Source organism: Cellulomonas sp. P4_B5_2, assembly GCF_056402235.1.
In genome coordinates this window covers 1-18,436 of the sequence record NZ_JBFUHU010000006.1, presented here as the reverse complement: position 1 = coordinate 18,436, position 18,436 = coordinate 1, and the positions used below count along the sequence as shown (strand labels likewise).

The following is an 18,436-nucleotide window of genomic DNA, read 5'->3' as shown; positions in this document are numbered from 1 at the left end:
GGAGATCCGCTCGTGGCTGTCCGACATGGACGGCGTCCTCGTGCACGAGGGCACCGCGCTGCCCGGCGCCGCGGAGTTCATCAAGGCTCTGCGCGAGGGCGAGCGCCCGTTCCTCATCCTCACGAACAACTCGATCTTCACCACGCGTGACCTCCGCGCGCGGCTGGCCGCGTCCGGGATCGACGTGCCCGAGGAGGCCATCTGGACCTCCGCGCTGGCCACCGCGCAGTTCCTCACGGACCAGATGCCCGGCGGCTCTGCGTACGTCATCGGCGAGGCGGGGCTGACCACCGCCCTGTACGAGGCCGGCTACACCCTGACCGCCGCGAAGCCCGACTTCGTGGTCCTGGGCGAGACCCGCACGTACTCCTTCGAGGCCATCACGCAGGCGATCCGGCTCATCCAGGGCGGCGCGCGGTTCATCGCCACCAACCCCGACGTGACCGGCCCGTCCGCGGACGGCGACCTGCCGGCCACGGGTGCGGTCGCCGCCATGATCAGCGCGGCGACCGGGCGGCAGCCCTACTTCGTCGGCAAGCCCAACCCGATGATGATCCGCTCCGCGCTCAACCGGATCGACGCGCACTCCGAGACCACCGTGATGGTGGGCGACCGGATGGACACCGACGTGGTCGCCGGCATCGAGGCCGGGCTGCGGACCTTCCTGGTCCTGTCCGGGTCCACGAAGCTGGCCGACGTGGAGGCGTTCCCCTTCCGGCCGACCGAGATCCTCGACTCGGTGCAGGACCTGATCGAGCGGGTCTGACTAGAAGCTGACCTCGGGCGCAGCGCGCACGCTGGGCTCGTCGACCTCGAAGTACTCGGCCCGCTCGAAGTGGAACATGTTCGCGATGATGTTCGGCGGGAACGACTCGACCTTGGTGTTGAGCTCCCGCACGTTCGCGTTGTAGAACCGGCGGCCCGCGGCGATGCGGTCCTCGGTGTTGGTGAGCTCGAGCTGCAGCTGCTGGAAGTTCTCGCTGGCCCGCAGCACCGGGTAGGCCTCAGCCACCGCGAACAGCCGTCCGAGCGCCTGGGTCAGCTGGTTCTCCTGGGCGGCCTGCTCAGCCGGGCCGGATCCGGGGGTGATGGCCGCCGACCGGGCGCGGGCGACCTCGTCGAACACGCCGCGCTCGTGGGCCGCGTAGCCCTTGACCGACTCGACCAGGTTCGGGATGAGGTCGTGCCGGCGGTGCAGCTCGACGTCGATCTGCCGCCAGGCCTCCTGCACCAGGTTCCGCAGCCGGACGAAGCCGTTGTACGTGGTGACGGCCCAGATGAGGGCGATCACGACGATCACGGCGATGACGATCAGGACGATGACACCGGTGCTCACAGCAGGCCTCTCGGAGGTCGGGCGGGTCAGGCGATCGTAGCGTCGGCTAGAGGGTCGGCGCGGGCGCCGGGTCGTAGCCGTGGTCGAGCCAGACGTGCCGCGGGATCGAGCGGACGACCGCCGTGAGCAGGCCGAGCCGCGACGCCAACCGGTCCAGGTCGGTGCTGCCGCTCTCCCACGACAGGATCCAGGTGCCGTCGATCCGCCAGGCGTTGCCGAGCGCGTCCGCCCGCAGCAGCCGCTCCATGAGCCGGGGGTGCAGGATCGCGTGGCCCACCCGCGCGTCCGACGCCGCCACGCGGTACGCCTGGTTGAACGCCTCGGACTCGAACTGCAGGTCCCGTCCGCCGAGCATCTTGACCAGCTTGGCGCCCAGGCCCTCCGGGGTGACCTCGACGGTGGGCAGGTAGGTGGGCAGCGCGACGGCGACGACGTGCGCAGTGTGCGTGCTCCGGTTCTTCCCGCTGCCGGTGGTCCACGAGTAGGTGAAGGAGAGCGCCGCGTGGGACTCGAAGGTGCCGCGCAGCACCTCCTTGGCGGTGCGGCTGCTCCCGACCCCGAACGGCTGGTCCCGCGACAGGTTCACCAGCGAGGAGTCGGCCTCCTGGTAGGTCCAGCCAGCGACCGACGCCCACTGCCGGAACCGCTCGTGCCGCTTGTGCTGCAGCCACAGGCCGAGGGCGAACACGGCGATGACCGCGACCCCGAGCAGCAGGACGCCTGCGACCTCCACGTGCTCAGGCCAGACCGAGGTCGGACAGGCTGAACAGGTAGTGGTACGGCACGCCGAGGGCCTCGATCTTGGCCTGCGCTCCGGTCGCGCGGTCGACGATGACCGCAACCCCCAGCACCTCGGCGCCGGCCTCGCGCGCAGCCTCGACGGCGGCGATCGGCGAGCCACCCGTGGTCGACGTGTCCTCCAGGACGACGACCTTGCGGCCCGCGATGTCCGGTCCCTCGATGCGGCGCTGCATCCCGTGCGCCTTGGTCTCCTTGCGGACGACGAACGCGTCGAGGTCCTGGCCCCGCGACGCGGCGGCGTGCAGCAGGGAGGTCGCGACGGGGTCGGCGCCGAGGGTCAGCCCGCCGACGGCGTCGATCTCCGCCGTGCCGAGCCCGACCTCCTCGAGCCTGTCGAGCATGAGGTGACCGATGAGCGGGGCGGCGCGGTGGTGCAGCGTGACGCGGCGCAGGTCCACGTAGTAGTCGGCCTCACGACCGGACGACAGCGTGACCTTCCCGTGCACGACCGCGAGGGTCTTGATGAGCTCGAGCAGCTGCTCGCGGGGCGTCGGGGAGAGGTCGTGGCTCACGGCGGTCAGGCTACCGGGCGGCCGGGGGCGAGCGGGGTGCCGACGAACGTCGGGAGCGAGGTCCGGACGGCGGTGACCACGTCGAGCATCGGCTGGATGTTCTCCACGCGGGTCGGTCCGTCGACCCACGCGAAGACCCAGCCGTTCGCGATACGCCACGACGTCCTGCGGCCCGGCCCGTCGAGGAGCTGCTGCATCAAGCGAGGGTGCAGGATCGCGTGCGCGGCACGGTCGTCGTCGGCGACGATCCGGAACGTCCGGTTGAACTCGGAGGACTCGAACTGGAGATCCTGGCCGCGGAACGCCTGGGCGAGCGCGGAGACCGTGCCTTCCGGCGTCACCTGAACCCTCGCCACGATCCTGCCGAGGGGCATCGCGACCAGGTGCGCGGTTCGCCGTCCGCCCATCGTTGCGCCGCGGGCAGGGACCGCCGTCCGGAGTCGGTCGCCCACCCACTGCCATCGATAGGTGAACGAGTACGCGGGCACGTCGTCGTCGCGGCAGGCGATGAGGTCGTGCACCAGCCGGCGGTGCCTGGCGGGTTGCTGACCGGCCAGCAGGCTCGTCGTGAACACCCGCAGGCGCGGGTCATCGTCGGCGATCTCCCACCCGTGCTCGGCGGCCCACGAGCGCACGCGCAGCTTCACCGGAACGTTCCAGCGGCGCCAGAGCTTGTCGCCTACGCCGATCACGCCGAAGATCACGACCCAGGGTCCGACCGTCCAGGCATAGTCGCTCAGCGAGAAGCCTGAGTCCACGAGCCGCGAGAACATCGCGCGATCGTAGTCACCGCCCCCGAGCTGGACCGACGGCCTCACCCGGACGGCTCAGTCGGTGGTGTCCGTGACCAGCTCGACGTCCTGCCCCTGGTAGGCCCGGCGGTAGCGGCCGAACGCGCGGACGGCCGAGCGGGGGGCGATGCGCGCGGCGGCCGAGAGGGTCCGGTAGCGCAGGCTCGGGGTCGACAGGACGGCACCGCGACGCACGTCGGCCAGGCCGGTGGCCACCACGTCCTCCGCGTTCAGCCAGGCGACCTCCGGGTACGCGGCCATGTCGATCTCGCCGCGCTCGTGGAACTCCGTGTGCACGAACCCGGGGTTCAGGGAGGTGGCCGTGACACCGGTGCCGCGGAGCTCGACGGCGAGGCTCTCCGTGAACACCCGCACCCAGGCCTTGTGCGCGGAGTACGTGCCGGAGGTGAGCAGGGCGGCGACGGAGGCGACGTTGAGGATGGCTCCGCGACCGCGCTCGACCATGGCGCCTGCGGCGGCGTGCGACAGGACCATGACAGCCGTGACCATGACCGCGAGCGCCGACTCCTCGGCGGCCAGGTCACCCGTGACGAACCGCTGGTTGAGCCCGAGCCCGGCGTTGTTCACCAGCAGCCCGATCGGCCGCTCGGTGGCGCGCAGCCGCTCGGCCACCCGCTCGACGTCGGCGCGGACGGACAGGTCCGCCACGAGCACCTCGGCGCGGACACCCGCGGCGGCCTCGAGCTGGGCGGCGAGGCGCGTGAGGCGCTCCTCGTTGCGGGCGACAAGGACGACGTCGTGCTTGGCCGTGGCCAGCTGCCAGGCGAACTCCAGGCCCAGCCCTGCCGACGCTCCGGTGATGAGTGCGGTTGCCATGGGCCCACCCTACGGAGACGGTCGGTCCCCGCGCGCGTTCCGAAGGTCCTGCCCCAGCCTGTGGACGAGCGGCGAGGGACCGTCAGGGGCGGCACGTAGGGTGTGCGCGTGACTGACGGGTGGGGTGGCGACGCGCCGGACTGGCCTCTCGACGAGGAGCCGCCGTTCGACCCGTTCTACGACGCCGCCCCGCCGGAGCACGAGCCCGCGCGAGGTGGCCGTTCCGCTCCCCCCGCACGGCCCGACATCCCCCGCGCGGTCGCCCAGGTGCTCGACCCTGAGACCGCCCTCGCCGCCGCGGCCGAGGTGCTGCGCAGCGTCTGGGGGTACGACGCCTTCCGCGGCGAGCAGGCCGAGATCATCGACACGGTGGTCCGGGGCGGCGACGCCCTCGTGCTCATGCCCACCGGCGGCGGCAAGTCCCTCTGCTACCAGGTGCCGGCGCTGGTCCGGCAGGGCACCGGCGTCGTGGTCTCGCCGCTGATCGCCCTCATGCAGGACCAGGTCGACGCCCTCTCCGCGCTCGGCGTGCGGGCCGGGTTCCTCAACTCGACGCAGCAGTCGTTCGAGCGTCGGAAGGTCGAGGACGCGTACCTCGCGGGCGAGCTGGACCTGCTGTACCTGGCTCCCGAGCGCCTGCGCGTGCCGGAGACGATCGAGCTGCTGGACCGCGGCACGGTCGCCCTGTTCGCCATCGACGAGGCGCACTGCGTGTCCCAGTGGGGGCACGACTTCCGGCCCGACTACCTGCAGCTGTCCATGCTGCACGAGCGTTGGCCCGAGGTCCCCCGGATCGCACTGACCGCCACGGCCACCGAGCAGACCCACGCGGAGATCGCCCAGCGGCTGCAGCTCGGGGACGCCAGGCACTTCGTCGCCAGCTTCGACCGGCCCAACATCCAGTACCGGATCGCGCCCAAGGACAAGCCGCGCGACCAGCTGCTCAACCTGCTGCGCACCGAGCACGAGGGCGACGCCGGCATCGTCTACTGCCTCTCGCGCAACTCGGTCGAGCAGACGGCGCAGTTCCTGGTGGACCACGGGGTGCCGGCGCTGCCGTACCACGCGGGGCTCGACCGGCAGGTGCGGGCGCGGAACCAGAGCAGGTTCCTGCGCGAGGACGGGATCGTGATGGTCGCGACCATCGCGTTCGGGATGGGCATCGACAAGCCGGACGTGCGGTTCGTCGCGCACCTGGACCTGCCGAAGTCCGTCGAGGGCTACTACCAGGAGACCGGCCGCGCCGGGCGTGACGGGCTGCCGTCGACCGCGTGGCTGGCGTACGGGCTGGCCGACGTGGTGCAGCAGCGGCGCATGATCGACACGTCCGAGGGCGACGCCGCCCACAAGCGCCGGCTGACCGCGCACCTGGACGCGATGCTGGCGCTCTGCGAGACCGTGTCGTGCCGGCGCGTCCAACTGCTCAACTACTTCGGCCAGCCGTCGCAGGCCTGCGGCAACTGCGACACGTGCCTGACCCCGCCCGAGTCGTGGGACGGGACGGTGGCCGCGCAGAAGCTGCTGTCGACGGTCGTCCGGCTCGAGCAGCGTGGGCAGCGGTACGGCGTCGGGCACCTGGTCGACATCCTCCGCGGCAAGGTGACCCCCCGCGTCACGCAGCTCGGGCACCAGGACCTGTCGACGTTCGGCGTCGGGCAGGACCTGTCCGACGGGGAGTGGCGCGGGGTGGTCCGCCAGCTGCTCGCGATGGAGCTGCTGGGGGTCGACACCGACGGCTACGGCACGCTGCGGCTGGCGCCGGACAGCGCGGACGTGCTGCGCGGGGCGCGCGAGGTGCGGCTGCGGCGCGAGACCGAGAAGGTCGTGAAGACCCGTGGGACGCGCGGCGCCCGGGCGACGGCGGCGGCGGACCTGTCGGACGACGCCCTCGAGCTCTTCGAGGTGCTGCGGGCGTGGCGCGCGGGCGTCGCCAAGGAGCAGGGCGTGCCCGCCTACGTGGTGTTCCACGACGCGACGCTGCGCGAGGTGGTCACGCAGAAGCCGACCTCGCTGGAGGCGCTCGGCGGGATCAGCGGGATCGGCGCGGCCAAGCTGGAGCGGCACGGACCGGGGCTGCTCGCGGCGCTGGCCGGCGTGGGCGAACCCGCCTGACGGACCTCAGGCGAGGGTTCCGGTCAGGCGCTGGAGCGCGACCAGGCCGTCCGGGGTGCCCGGCCAGTGGCGCACCACCGCGTCGGGGCCGGCGCGGCGGACCACGGACCGGAGCACCAGGGCGACGACGATCGCGTCGTCCGCGTACCCGATCACCGGGATGACGTCGGGGACCAGGTCGATGGGCATCGCGAGATAGCCCAGCAGCAGCCACAGCCGCACGCGCACCCCGCGGGGCAGGGTCGCGTCCGCGGCGAGCCGGCGCAGCAGCCGGATCACGTCGGGCAGCAGCCGCACGAGGTCCCGGAGTCGGAGCTCGTCGGGCCGGGTGAACCAGAGGGCGGCGATCAGAGCGAGCCAGAGCAGCAGCACCCCGCCGACGACGCCGAGCACCGCCCACGCCCAGTCCGGCACCGCCGCCCCGCTCACGAGGATCGGGGTGCGAGAGCGTCCGGCGGGATGCCGAACCGTCGTCGCTGGAGCTCGCGCACCTCGTCGGCCAGCTCCGGGACCGGGCCCTCGACCGCGATCCCGGGGGCGACGGTGGTGATCGGCAGGGCGGCGACCGGGGCTGCGGGGATGCCCCACTCCGCGAGCCAGGCCCCGGTCTGCGCCGACGACGTCGCGTAGACGATCCGGCCCAGCCCGACCCACGCGTGGGCCGCCGCGCACATCGGGCAGTGCTCGCCCGAGGTGTAGACGGTCGACGCGGCGCGCTCGTCGGGCGTCAGGTGGCTCGCCGACCACCGGGCGATCTCGAACTCCGGGTGCCGGGTCTCGTCGCCGTCCTTGACGCGGTTGCGGTCCTCGAACCGGACCCGCCCGGCGGCGTCGACCAGCACGGACCCGTAGGGCTCGTCGCCGTCGTCCAGGGCCTCCCGGGCGAGCTCGACCGCTCGCCTCAGGTGCGCCAGGTCGGTCTCGGTGAGCGTCATCGGGCCACCGTCGCGGCCCGGACGCGGGCGCGCAAGTCCTGCTGGCGGTGCGACCGAAAGTATCGCGCGGCGGACGAGATCTGGAGCTGGAGCGCCGGCCCGACGGTCCTCCGCGGCTGCACCCTCCGGCACCGGGTGACTTCCTGTCTCACCCCTGGGCGCGTCCCCCCGTCGGTGTTACGTTCGGCCGATAGTTGCGACGAGCAGACCGGACCACCCTCATGACCACCATCAGCGCGGACAGCGCAGCCGCCGGTCACGACGACGACGTCGCCCCCGACCACCCTGCGACCATCGCGCTCATCGCCGCCGAGGCGGGCGTGTCCATCCCCACGGTGTCCAAGGTGCTGAACGGTCGGACCGACGTCGCCGCCGTGACGCGTGCCCGCGTCGAGGAGGTCATCGACCGCCACCAGTACCGCCGCCGCCGGGCGCGCACGCAGACGGGCCCGGGCCTGCTCGACCTCGTCTTCCACGAGCTCGACGCCGGCTGGGCCGTGCAGATCATCCAGGGTGTCGAGTCGGTGGCGGGGCCGGCGCGCATGGGCGTCGTGCTCTCCGAGCTGGGCGGCGCGCACCGTCCTCGCCAGGAGTGGCTCGACGACGTGCTCGCCCGCCGGCCCCGCGGCGTCATCCTCGTCCTGTCCGACCTGGACGCCGCGCAGCGCCGGCAGCTGGAGACGCGGTCGATCCCGTTCGTCGTCGTCGACACCGCCGGTGAGCAGCCCGCCGGCGTCCCCACGGTCGGGTCCGCCAACTGGGCCGGCGGCCTCGCCGCGACCCGGCACCTGCTCGGGCTCGGGCACCGGCGGGTCGCGGTCATCTCCGGGCCCGTCGACGTCCTGTGCAGCCGCGCGCGGATCGACGGGTACCGCACCGCCCTCGACGAGGCCGGCATCGCCGTCGACCCGTCCCTGGTCCGGTACGGCGACTTCTTCGTCGGCGGCGGCTACACGCACGGCATGGACCTGCTCGACCGGCCGGACCGCCCCACCGCGATCTTCGCCGGCTCCGACTTCCAGGCCCTCGGCGTGATGCGCGCGGCACGCGAGCTGGGGCTGCGCGTGCCCGAGGACCTGTCGATCGTGGGCTACGACGACCTGCCGCTCACGGAGTGGATCGGACCCCCGCTGACCACCATCCACCAGCCGCTCCAGGAGATGGCCGCCACGGCCACGCGGATGGTGCTGGCCATGGCGCGCGGCGAGGTGCCGAGCAACCCGCGCRTCGRCCTGGCCACCGAGCTGGTGATCCGCGAGAGCACCGCGCCCCCGGCCACCGTCTGAGCGGCGGGGGTCAGCGGCCCGTGCCGTCGACCGCGTGGGGCTCGATCGCGGCGATCTCCTCCGGGGTCAGCGCGGGGGCGCTCAGCGCCTTGACGTTGTCCTCCAGCTGGGCGACCGAGCTGGCGCCGACGAGGGCCGAGGTGATCCGCTCGTCGCGCAGCACCCAGGACAAGGCCAGCTGCGCGAGCGACTGYCCTCGACCGGCGGCGATCTCGTTCAGCGCCCGCGCCCGGGACAGGTAGGTCTTGGACAGGGCGGTCGGCTTGAGGAAGTGGCCGACGGCCGCGCGGGAGTCCTTGGGGACGTCACCCGACAGGTAGCGGCCCGTGAGCAGCCCCTGCGCCAGCGGGGAGAACACGATGGCGCCGATGCCCAGGTCGCCGACGACGTCAAGCAGGCTCTCGGTCTGGCCCTCCGCCACGTTCTCCACGTGCCGGTTGAACATCGAGTAGCTGGGCTGGTGGATGAGCAGCGGGGTGCCCAGGTCGGCCAGCACCTGCTGCGCGGTCCGGGTCTGCGCCGGGGAGTAGTTCGAGATGCCGGCGTACAGGGCCTTCCCGCTGGTCACCGCGGTGTGCAGGGCGCCCATCGTCTCCTCGATCGGCACCGACGGGTCGGGGCGGTGGGAGTAGAAGATGTCGACGTAGTCCACCCCGATGCGCGCCAGGGACTGGTCCAGGGAGGACAGCAGGTACTTGCGCGAGCCGCCGTCGCCGTAGGGACCGGGCCACATGTCGTAGCCGGCCTTGGAGGAGATGACCAGCTCGTCACGGTACGGGCGCAGGTCTGAGGCGAGGATCCGGCCGAAGTTCTCCTCGGCGGACCCGTACGGCGGGCCATAGTTGTTGGCCAGGTCGATGTGCGTGATGCCCAGGTCGAACGCACGCCGCAGCACCGCCCGCTGGGTGTCCAGCGGCGTGGTGTCCCCGAAGTTGTGCCACAGACCCAGCGACAGGGCGGGCAGGTCCAGCCCGCTGCGTCCGGTGCGGCGGTAGGTCATGGAGTCGTAGCGGGCGTCATCGGCAGCGAAGGGCATGACAGAACGCTATCCGTAGGATCGCCCCGTGCTGCACGTCGCGTTCTTCGAGCCCCGCATCCCCGGCAACACCGGCAGCGCCATCCGGCTCGCGGCCGGCACGGGCTCCACGCTGCACCTGGTGGAGCCCCTGGGGTTCGACCTGTCGGAGGCCAAGCTGCGCCGCGCAGGGCTGGACTACCACGACCTCGCGCACGTGGTCGTGCACGAGAACCTCGAAGCCCTGCTGGCAGCCGTCCCGGGTCGGGTCTTCGCGTTCACCACCCACGCGACGCAGCACCACACGGATCTCGCGTACCGCGCGGACGACGTGCTGCTGTTCGGCCCGGAGCCGACGGGCCTCCCGGAGTCGGTCCTCGAGCACCCGCGGATCACCGCCCAGGTGCGGATCCCGATGCTCCCCGGTCGACGGTCCATGAACCTCTCGAACGCCGCAGCCGTCGCCACGTACGAGGCGTGGCGACAGCTGGGCTTCGAGGGCGGGGTCTAGCTCAGCCGAGGCGCCACTTCTGGGCGCCGGTGCCGTTGCAGTCCCAGATCTGGACCTGCGTGCCGGCGGTGGTGGACGAGCCCGGGATGTCCAGGCACCGGTTCGACGCCGGGTTGTAGTAGCCGCCGTTCTGCGGGATCCACACCTGCGCGCCCGTGCCGTTGCAGTCCCAGAGCTGGACCTTGGTGCCGTTGGCGGTGCCGCCGCCCGCGATGTCGAGGCACTTGCCCTGGACGCGCAGCGTGGTGCCGGCCTGCACGAAGGTCCACTTCTGGGCGACGGTGCCGTTGCAGCCCCAGATCTGGACCTTGTTGCCGTTGCCGGTGTTCTGCGAGCTGTTGTCCAGGCACATCCCGTTCGCGTTGGTGAGCGCGCTGCCGGTGCCGGTGGGCGGCGGGTTCGTCGTCCCCCCGCCGGTGAACGGCTGGATGATCAGGCCGGCCGCGCTGGGCGACCCGTCGTGGACCAGCGACTCGAACGCGCCGACGTCGTCGAACGCGAACGCGTACGCCTTGCCGTCGGCCATGTTGGCGTGCACGATCCGCGCGTACTGGTTGGCGGGGTTGCTCTTGTAGAAGGCCGACGCGTCGGTGCTCGGCTGGGTGTCGACCGTGCCGAGCGTGCCGCGGTTGAGGGCGGCGCACAGGGTGCGGGCGATCGGTCCGACCACCTGGTCGTTCGGCGCGTGCAGCGCCCCGTCGCAGCCCCACACGTCCGCGCTGCTGGGCCGGGCGAAGGACGCCACCTGCTGGCCCGAGCCGTTGGTGAACGTCATGGTGGTGCCCGAGGTGCGGCCGAAGTACTTGAGGTTCGGCTGGTCACCGAACGGCACGACCGTGAGCGTCTTGCCCGCGTAGGCGCCCCACGCCGAGGCGATGTACGGGTCGAGGTAGGTGGTGCTCAGCAGGCCTGCGCCCGCCGCCTTGCCGGGGGCGAGCACCCGCAGGACCGTGCCGTCGGCGCGCTTCACCACGGTGTTCGCCCAGCCGGGCTGCGCGGCGATCTGGTTGATCGTGTTGTCCCGGCCGTTGGCCACCAGGTCGCCGGTCCGCCGCGTACCGGACGCGCCGGTGACCGTCACGGCGTGCGGGACCGCGAACATGTCGACCTGCGAGCTGTTCAGCCACAGTCCGGCGTCGTTGTACGTGAACTCGCTCCAGTCGAACAGGATGCCGTGGTTGGCGTCGCCACTGGCCCACGGTGCCGGCTGCACCAGACCGTCGGGCGTGAGGAAGAACTTCAGCTTCTCCCCGAGCGAGAAGTAGACGCGGCCGGAGATGCCGCGCGGCACCTGGATCGTGGTGCTGCCACCGTTGCCGGGTCCGGCGATCGCGACGTCCGGCGCGGGCGACGGCGGGTTGGCGCCGGCGGGCCACGCGGTGAACGTGCCGCCCGCGTTCACGTACCCCAGGCGGCCGGTGGTCAGGTTGGTGCCGAGCACGTACACATAGACGGCCTCGCCGCGGCCGCTCGAGTTGGTGATCGTCAGCGGCAGCCGGTCGGGGCCCACCGCCTGCGCTCCTGATGCAGCTCCGACGACCGCCGTCGTCACCGCGACCGCGAGCGCACCGAGCGCCCCGATCAGCCTTCTGCTGGTCCCCATCGACCTGCTCCTCACCTCGTGCACGACGACGCGAGGAGGGTGGCCTCGCGCCAGTGTTGACACGTGTCAACCCAGTCGCAGGACCCTATGACCGCGGGAAGGCGATCCGCAAGGGGCATTCCCCCCGAACCACGCGCACCGCTCGAGTCGCTCAGCCCCCGGCGTGGCCGGCAGCGGGCTCTCCCGGCTGCGGCGGGCCGACGCGCATCGGGCGCATCATCTCGTTGTCCTCGTGCTCGACGATGTGGCAGTGCCAGACGAACTGGCCCGGCTGGCCGAACCGCATCCGGATCCGGATCACCTCGCCGGGATAGGCGATCACGGTGTCCTTCCACCCCTGCTCGTTGGGCTCCGGCGGCCGGGTTCCCCCGGCGGGCAGGACGGTCTGCGCCTCCTCGTCGATGACGACCGGCCCACGCTCGACGACCTGGAAGTGGACGTCGTGGACGTGGATGGGGTGCGCGTCGGCCGTGGTGTTGTAGATCTCCCAGAGCTCGGTCGTCCCCACCGCGGGCGCCTCGGTCACGGCCTCGCTCCACGCCGCGGTCGACCAGTGCCCCGCCGCGTCGACCGTGCCGAGCATCGCGGCGACGGGCGGCGGGTCCTGCGCCAGCTCGGGCGCCATCGACATCTCCTCCACCAGGGCCACGCGCCGGACGACAGTCGGGACCAGCGGTGCCACGGCGGGCAGCACGAGGAACTCCGGCGGTGTCGTCGTGTCGGGCGAGGTCGCCGCCACCACGCGCAGCTGCAGGATCTGCCCGGTGGTGTCCGGGTCGGCCACGTCGAAGTCCTCGTCGGGCTCGCCACCGCCGAACGGCTCGTCCGGCCCGACGTTGCGCAGCACCCACGAGCCCGCCGGCACGCCGGTGAGGTCCACGACGACGTCGGCGCGCTCGGCCGGAGCCAGCAGCAGGCGGCCGCCGAGGGTGTCGCTGACATGGACCGGAGCGGCGAGGAACCCGCCCTCGGTGCCGATCTGCCAGACGTCGGCGCCCGGGATCGCGCCGAAGTCGAGGATGAGGAAGCGCGCGTTGCAGCCGTTGAGCAGCCGGAGACGGTACCGGCGCTGCTCGACGTCGAGGTACGGCCAGGTGTGGCCGTTGACCATGATCGCGTTGCCGAAGAACTCCGGGTTCCAGATCGGTGGGACGTCGCCCTCGGGCACGTAGGGCCCCACGGTCCCGTCGAAGTACGCGCGGGTGTCGGGGTAGAACAGCGCGCCGTCGGCGGTGAACGTGCGGTCCTGGATCGCCACCGGGATCTCCCGGTAGGCGAGCGGCCTGGGGTCGGTGGCGCGGGGTGCCGGCCCGGGCAGGACGGCCCGGGTGCCGGTGCGGGCGTCGAGCACGGCGGCGTCGCCCTCGGGCCCGCCGCGCACGAGGTAGAAGCCCGCCGGGCCCGCGTAGACGTTGACGCGCGTCATGCCGAGGGTGTGGTCGTGGAACCAGAGTGTCGAGGCCCGGTGGTCGTTGGGGTACTGCACCGTGGCCGACCCGGGGCTCCACTCCAGACCGAACCGGGCGGCCGCCTTGGCGCGGAAGAACTCGTACCAGGTGCCGTGCGTCGCGTGGTCGGTCGGCAGGTCCGCCGCGTCCGGGAGGTACCAGGCCTCGGGGTAGCCGTCGCTCTCGTCGCCCACGCCGACCGCGCCGTGCAGGTGCGTCGTGGTCGGGACCGGCCCCAGGTACGGGCCGGGCACCTCCGTGAACGTCGGTCGGCCGTCGCGGCCCGCCTCACCGCCCGGCGGGTTCGCCCAGTGCAGCGTCGGGTCCACGGGGAGCAGGTGCGGCAGGTAGCCCCCGGCGTCGTCGGTGAGCTCGTTGACCCAGCGGACGCGGACGGGCCGGCGCCAGTCCGCCTCGATCGTCATGCTCGGCGAGTGGTGCAGCAGCACGGCGTTGCGGGCTGCGGCCGCCGTCGGCCCGTACGCCCAGACCGTCGTGGTGGGCAACGGGGCCGGAAGCACCTGCTGGACGACCTGACGGACCGAGACCTCGTAGACGTCGGCGTTCTTGCCCCCGCGCAGGACGGCCGTCCCCGCGCGGGGCATGACGGGCGGCACCAGCAGGGGTGTCAGGTACTTCGGCACCGACCGCGGCTCGAGGAGCGAGGCAGAGTCGTCGGCGGCGGCCTCGATCGCGAAGGGTGTGCCCCCGGCCGACGTCACGAAGTAGAGACCCAGTCCCGCCCCGGCGGCCTTGAGGACGGTCCGTCGCGTGACGACCATGGCGGGTGGGCGGGCGTCGGTGTTCATGGGTGCTCCTCGGGTCGTCCCTGTGAGACACACGGAAGACCGGCTGGACGCCTGCGCAACAGAATCGAAGGTCCCGATATCGGGACGTTTCGGACGGCACCGGGGCCGTGAGGCAGGATCGACGGGTGTTCACCACGCGCCCCGAGCTCACCGGATCCTTCGGCATGGTCGCCTCCACGCACTGGCTGGCGTCGGCCGTGGGGATGCGGATGCTCGAGGTCGGCGGGAACGCGTTCGACGCGGCCGTGGCCGCCGGGTTCACGCTCTCGGTGGTCGAGCCGCACCTGAACGGACCGGGCGGGGACGCGCCGATCCTCGGGTACCGCGCTCAGGACGGGCACACGTTCGTCGTCTGCGGGCAGGGCCCTGCGCCCGCGGCGGCGACGATCGAGGCGTACCGGGACCTCGGCCTCGACCTCGTGCCGGGCACAGGCCACCTGGCCGCCGTGGTGCCGGGGGCGTTCGGCGCGTGGCTCGACCTCCTCGCGCGGTACGGCACCCTCCCGCTGGCCGACGTCCTGACGCCGGCGATCGAGTACGCCCGCGACGGCTACCCGCTGGTCAGGGCCGCGTCCCGCACGATCGCGACGGTCGCCGACATGTTCACCGAGCACTGGCCGACGTCCGCGGAGGTGTACCTCCCGCACGGCCAGGTCCCCGCCGCGGGCGCCCGGTTCAGCAACCCCGCGCTGGCGGACACGTTCGAGCGGCTGCTCGCGGGCGGCGGCTCCACCCGCGAGCAGCAGATCGAGTCCGCGCGGAAGGCGTTCTACGAGGGCTTCGTCGCCGAGGATGTCGACGCCTTCCAGTCGGGCGTCGCCGTCCAGGACTCGTCGGGCCGACGCCACACCGGGCTGCTCCGCGCCGCCGACCTCGCGTCCTGGCGCGCCACCGAGGAGCAGCCGACGTCCTTGCGGTTCGCCGGACGGACCGTCCACAAGACCGGTGCCTGGGGGCAGGGACCGGTGCTCCTGCAGCAGCTGGCGATGCTCGAGGCACTCGACGTGGGCTCGCTGGTGCGGTCCCGCGACACGCTGGAGCTCGTGCACACGGTCGTCGAGGTGGCCAAGCTCGCGTTCGCTGACCGGGAGGCCTGGTACGGCGACGCCCGCGACGTCCCGCTCGAGACCCTCTTGTCCCCGGACTACGCGGCGGCGCGCGCGCGGCTCGTCAGCCCCGAGGCAGCCGAGGGACTGCTCCCCGGGTCGCCCGACGGTCGTGTCCCGCGCGTCGCCSCGAGCCTCTGGGGCTCCCGCACAGGATCGGCCCCGGGCATCGGGGAGCCCACCGTCTCGCCCGTCGGGCTCAGCCCCGGCGACACCTGCCACGTGGACGTCGTCGACCGCTGGGGCAACCGGGTCTCCGCGACCCCGTCGGGCGGGTGGCTGCAGTCCAGCCCCGTGGTGCCCGGCCTCGGGTTCGCCCTGCCGACGCGCGCGCAGATGTTCTGGCTGGAGCCGGGGCTGCCCAACAGCCTGGCTCCGGGCAAGCGGCCGCGGACCACCCTCAGCCCCGGCCTGGTGCTCGACGACGACGGTGCCGGGATCGCGTTCGGCACACCCGGCGGGGACCAGCAGGACCAGTGGACCGTGCCGTTCCTGCTGCGGCACCTGCTCGGCGGCGCCGACCTGCAGGCCGCGATCGACGCCCCCATGTGGCACTCGTCGCACGTGCCCAGCTCGTTCTACCCGCGCACCCACACGCCGCAGGGACTGGTCGCCGAGTCGCGGCTCGGCACCGACGTGCTCGACGCCCTCGCGGAGCGCGGGCACGCGGTGGAGACGGTCGGGCCGTGGGAGCTCGGTCGGCTGAGCGCGGCGGGCGTCCGGCCGGACGGGCTGCTCGTCGCCGCCGCGAACCCGCGGGGGATGCAGGGCTACGCGGTGGGTCGGTGAGCCAAGTCCTCCGATGAATTGACCGGTCGATGAGGGTTCGATGAGGGATGCGCTCCCGACCGGGCCCAGAGATCGGACCACTGCTAGCGTCGCCCGCATGCCCAATGTCGTGGATGCCCACCTTCAGGTGTGGAACCCGGACGCGGTGCACTACCCCTGGATGACCGCGGAGAATGCGGCCGTGCACCGCACGTTCCGGGTGCCGGACATCGACGACCAGCTCGCCGACGAGGGTGTGTCGTGGGTGGTTCTCGTGCAGGCCGCCGACAACCGCGCCGACTCGGAGCTCATGCTCTTCCAGGCGCTGTCGTCGCCCCGCGTCGCCGGCGTCGTGGCCTGGGTGCCCCTCGACGCCCCCGAGGACGCCGCCGCCCAGCTGGACAAGTGGCGGCGCGAGCCGATCGTCGGGATCGGCCACCGCGGGCACGACGAGCACGAGCCGGACTGGCTGCTCGGGTCCGCCGTCGACGAGAGCCTGACGCTCCTCACCGAGCGCCGGCTCACGCTGGACCTCACCGCGCACACCCCGGCGGCCCTGGCGCACGTCGCGACGCTCGCGGAGAACCACCCGAAGCTGACGATCGTGCTCGACCACCTCGGCGCTCCCCCGCTCGCCGCGCTGCGCAGCGGGTCCCGGGACGCCTGGACGCGCTGGTCCTCGCTGCTGGGCGCGGTCGCGCAGCAGCCCAACGTCGTCGCCAAGCTCTCCGGGCTGACCACCGCGGCCGGGGCCGGCTGGACCCCCGACCACCTCCGCCCGGCGGTCGACCGCGCGCTCGAGGTGTTCGGCCCCGACCGGCTGATGCTCGGCAGCGACTGGCCGTACGCCCTGCTGGAGGGCGACTCGTACGCGCACGTGTGGCACGGGCTGCGCTCGACGGTCGACCAGCTGTCCGACGACGACCGGGCTGCGGTGCTCGGTGGCACCGCCACGCAGGTCTACGGACTGCCGTTCGACTCGTACTGACCGCGCGGGCGCTAGGTTCGCTCCGTGTCACGATCCGACGACGTCGTCGACGGGGTCAAGCAGATGATCCTCGACGGACGACTCCAGGCAGGCGAGCGGCTCCCCGCGGAGAAGGAGCTCGCCGCCACCCTCGGTGTCTCGCGCGGTTCGCTGCGGGAGGGCGTCCGTGCGCTGGGCACGCTCGGCATCCTCGACTCCCGGCACGGCGACGGCACCTACGTGACGACGCTCGACCCCGCGTTGCTGCTGGCCCCGGTCGGGTTCATCGCGGACCTGCAGGACGACGCCTCCGCGTTCCACGCCGTCCGGCGGCTCCTGGAGACCGAGGCGGCCGGGCTCGCGGCCCTGCACATCGACGACGCCGGGCTCGCCCGCCTGCGCGTCGCGCTCGACGAGACGGCCCGCGCCCTGGTGCAGGTCCCGCTCGACCACGAGCGGCTGGTCGATGCCGACCTGGCGTTCCACGAGGAGGTCGCGCGCGCGTCCGGCAACCCGGTGCTCGCCGCGCTCATCGAGGGGCTCGCGGGCCGAGCCTCTCGGACGCGGCTCTGGCGCGGACTCAGCGACGTGGGTACCGAGGACCGGACCTTCGTCGAGCACGAGGCGATCCTGGCGGCTGTGGCGGCACGCGATCCCGACCGCGCACGGCTGCGGATGGCCACGCACCTGCTCGGGCTCGAGGACTCGGCCACCGGCGCGCGGGCGCCCTGGGACGACTAGCTCGGCAGCTCCACGCGCCGACCCTCGCCGAGATCCTGCAGGTCCTCGTCGGTCACCACGGCGAACGCCCCGTCGGGCAGCCCGGGCATGTTCGCGATGTCCGTCGCGACGGCGAGCAGGTCGGCCTCGGACTCGCCCGTGATGAAGAAGACGTACTCGTCGCCCAGCTCTTCGCCGTCGTCGTACACCTCGTAGCGGCCGTCCTCCTCGCCGACTCCCAGGGTCTCCTCGACGTCGTCGATCCACGGGAACTCGTACTCCCCGGGCGCGACGTCGGGGCTCGGGGTCAGCGGAACGTGGATCTCGACGATCGGCTGCGTCATCGCGGCAGGCTAGCGCCCGGGCGTCGAGTCGCGCAGGACGACCTGGGTGGGGACGTGCGTCAGGCGGGGCTCGTCGGACGCGTCAGCGAGCGCCAGCTCGGTGGCGGCGATGCCCACGTCGACCAGCGGGATGCGCACGGTGGTCAGCGCCGGGACGACGTCGCGCAGGGTCGAGATGTCGTCGAAGCCCGCGAGCGCGATGTCGTCCGGGACGCGGATGCCGGCCTCGCGCGCGGCGGCCAGGGCACCGAGCGCCATGACGTCGTTGACCGCGAACACCAGCTCCGGCAGCTCGCCGGCCCGCAGCAGCGTGCGCATCGCGTCCTCGCCACCCTCGTGCGTGAAGGCGCTGGTGATCACGGCGTCGGCGGGGACGGGGCTGTCCAGCTCGGTCAGTGCGCCGCGGAACGACTCGCTGCGCTCGCGCGCGGTCAGGTGGTCAGCAGGACCGGCCAGCACCGCGAACCGCCGGTAGCCGCGGGCGTGCAGGGCCTTCGCCAGGTCGCCGGCGCCCTGCGCGTTGTCCACGACCACG

The 18,436-nt window shown here is 72.8% G+C and carries 19 protein-coding genes; 7 read left to right on the top strand and 12 right to left on the bottom strand.

Going from position 1 to position 18,436, the window contains the following annotated elements; all coding sequences use genetic code 11:
* The first annotated feature begins 25 nt into the window (after positions 1–25).
* Positions 26–766 (top strand): HAD-IIA family hydrolase, encoded by a 741-nt coding sequence (locus AC1DUQ_RS00905; RefSeq protein ID WP_421743735.1) that lies wholly within the window; start codon positions 26–28, stop codon positions 764–766.
* Here AC1DUQ_RS00905 and AC1DUQ_RS00900 read toward each other — a convergent pair whose 3' ends face one another.
* The 5 genes from AC1DUQ_RS00900 to AC1DUQ_RS00880 are packed head-to-tail and all read right to left on the bottom strand — an operon-like array spanning position 767 to position 4,277.
* On the bottom strand, positions 767–1,336 hold the full coding sequence (locus tag AC1DUQ_RS00900) for a LemA family protein (RefSeq protein WP_477061033.1): 570 nt from the start codon (positions 1,334–1,336) through the stop codon (positions 767–769).
* Between the two features lie 46 nt (positions 1,337–1,382).
* Positions 1,383–2,069, bottom strand: coding sequence for a type III secretion system chaperone family protein (locus tag AC1DUQ_RS00895; protein ID WP_477061032.1), 687 nt, complete (start codon positions 2,067–2,069; stop codon positions 1,383–1,385).
* Between the two features lie 4 nt (positions 2,070–2,073).
* A complete protein-coding gene (pyrE, locus tag AC1DUQ_RS00890) occupies positions 2,074–2,649 on the bottom strand; it encodes an orotate phosphoribosyltransferase (protein WP_477061031.1) in 576 nt (191 codons plus the stop codon).
* 5 nt (positions 2,650–2,654) lie between these two features.
* The gene (locus tag AC1DUQ_RS00885; protein ID WP_477061030.1) at positions 2,655–3,422 is read right to left on the bottom strand and encodes a hypothetical protein; all 768 of its coding nucleotides are present in this window, start codon (positions 3,420–3,422) and stop codon (positions 2,655–2,657) included.
* A 54-nt stretch (positions 3,423–3,476) separates the two neighbouring features.
* The gene (locus AC1DUQ_RS00880) at positions 3,477–4,277 is read right to left on the bottom strand and encodes an SDR family NAD(P)-dependent oxidoreductase (RefSeq protein WP_477061029.1); all 801 of its coding nucleotides are present in this window, start codon (positions 4,275–4,277) and stop codon (positions 3,477–3,479) included.
* A 108-nt stretch (positions 4,278–4,385) separates the two neighbouring features.
* Here AC1DUQ_RS00880 and recQ point away from each other — a divergent pair, with 108 nt between their 5' ends.
* Positions 4,386–6,389, top strand: coding sequence for a DNA helicase RecQ (recQ, locus tag AC1DUQ_RS00875; protein ID WP_477061028.1), 2,004 nt, complete (start codon positions 4,386–4,388; stop codon positions 6,387–6,389).
* A 6-nt stretch (positions 6,390–6,395) separates the two neighbouring features.
* Here recQ and AC1DUQ_RS00870 read toward each other — a convergent pair whose 3' ends face one another.
* Together AC1DUQ_RS00870 and AC1DUQ_RS00865 are read right to left on the bottom strand one after the other, a co-directional pair.
* A complete protein-coding gene (locus tag AC1DUQ_RS00870) occupies positions 6,396–6,818 on the bottom strand; it encodes a YkvA family protein (protein WP_477061027.1) in 423 nt (140 codons plus the stop codon).
* Positions 6,815–7,324 carry a nucleoside deaminase gene (locus AC1DUQ_RS00865; protein ID WP_477061026.1) on the bottom strand — a complete coding sequence of 170 codons (510 nt, stop codon included), beginning with the start codon at positions 7,322–7,324 and terminating at the stop codon, positions 6,815–6,817. Before AC1DUQ_RS00865 ends, AC1DUQ_RS00870 begins: the two co-directional genes overlap by 4 nt.
* Before the next feature lie 221 nt (positions 7,325–7,545).
* Here AC1DUQ_RS00865 and AC1DUQ_RS00860 point away from each other — a divergent pair, with 221 nt between their 5' ends.
* Positions 7,546–8,610 carry a LacI family DNA-binding transcriptional regulator gene (locus tag AC1DUQ_RS00860; RefSeq protein ID WP_477073276.1) on the top strand — a complete coding sequence of 355 codons (1,065 nt, stop codon included), beginning with the start codon at positions 7,546–7,548 and terminating at the stop codon, positions 8,608–8,610.
* A gap of 10 nt (positions 8,611–8,620) precedes the next feature.
* On the opposite strand, the gene mgrA is transcribed toward AC1DUQ_RS00860, so the two are convergent.
* Positions 8,621–9,646, bottom strand: coding sequence for an L-glyceraldehyde 3-phosphate reductase (gene mgrA / locus AC1DUQ_RS00855; RefSeq protein ID WP_477061024.1), 1,026 nt, complete (start codon positions 9,644–9,646; stop codon positions 8,621–8,623).
* Positions 9,647–9,674: 28 nt separating this feature from the next.
* Between mgrA and AC1DUQ_RS00850 the strand changes: the two genes are divergently transcribed.
* Positions 9,675–10,136, top strand: a complete 462-nt coding sequence (locus AC1DUQ_RS00850) for a tRNA (cytidine(34)-2'-O)-methyltransferase (protein ID WP_477061023.1) — start codon at positions 9,675–9,677, stop codon at positions 10,134–10,136.
* 1 nt (position 10,137) lies between these two features.
* Here AC1DUQ_RS00850 and AC1DUQ_RS00845 read toward each other — a convergent pair whose 3' ends face one another.
* Together AC1DUQ_RS00845 and AC1DUQ_RS00840 are read right to left on the bottom strand one after the other, a co-directional pair.
* Positions 10,138–11,739: a beta-1,3-glucanase family protein gene (locus AC1DUQ_RS00845; protein ID WP_477061022.1), complete on the bottom strand. Its 1,602-nt coding sequence runs from the start codon at positions 11,737–11,739 to the stop codon at positions 10,138–10,140.
* 151 nt (positions 11,740–11,890) lie between these two features.
* Positions 11,891–13,996 carry a multicopper oxidase family protein gene (locus tag AC1DUQ_RS00840; RefSeq protein ID WP_477061021.1) on the bottom strand — a complete coding sequence of 702 codons (2,106 nt, stop codon included), beginning with the start codon at positions 13,994–13,996 and terminating at the stop codon, positions 11,891–11,893.
* A gap of 164 nt (positions 13,997–14,160) precedes the next feature.
* Here AC1DUQ_RS00840 and AC1DUQ_RS00835 point away from each other — a divergent pair, with 164 nt between their 5' ends.
* The 3 genes from AC1DUQ_RS00835 (at position 14,161) to AC1DUQ_RS00825 (ending at position 17,578) form a co-directional block, all read left to right on the top strand.
* On the top strand, positions 14,161–15,891 hold the full coding sequence (locus tag AC1DUQ_RS00835) for a gamma-glutamyltransferase family protein (protein WP_477073282.1): 1,731 nt from the start codon (positions 14,161–14,163) through the stop codon (positions 15,889–15,891).
* Between the two features lie 97 nt (positions 15,892–15,988).
* The gene (locus AC1DUQ_RS00830) at positions 15,989–16,858 is read left to right on the top strand and encodes an amidohydrolase family protein (protein ID WP_477061020.1); all 870 of its coding nucleotides are present in this window, start codon (positions 15,989–15,991) and stop codon (positions 16,856–16,858) included.
* A 24-nt stretch (positions 16,859–16,882) separates the two neighbouring features.
* Positions 16,883–17,578 carry a FadR/GntR family transcriptional regulator gene (locus AC1DUQ_RS00825; RefSeq protein WP_421743214.1) on the top strand — a complete coding sequence of 232 codons (696 nt, stop codon included), beginning with the start codon at positions 16,883–16,885 and terminating at the stop codon, positions 17,576–17,578.
* Here the strand turns inward: AC1DUQ_RS00825 and AC1DUQ_RS00820 are convergent.
* Together AC1DUQ_RS00820 and AC1DUQ_RS00815 are read right to left on the bottom strand one after the other, a co-directional pair.
* Entirely contained in the window at positions 17,575–17,901 is a 327-nt protein-coding gene (locus tag AC1DUQ_RS00820; RefSeq protein WP_477061019.1) for a hypothetical protein, read from the bottom strand. The genes AC1DUQ_RS00825 and AC1DUQ_RS00820 overlap by 4 nt on opposite strands.
* Positions 17,902–17,910: 9 nt before the next feature.
* A partial coding sequence (locus tag AC1DUQ_RS00815) for a LacI family DNA-binding transcriptional regulator (RefSeq protein ID WP_477073275.1) occupies positions 17,911–18,436 on the bottom strand: 526 nt, incomplete at its 5' end.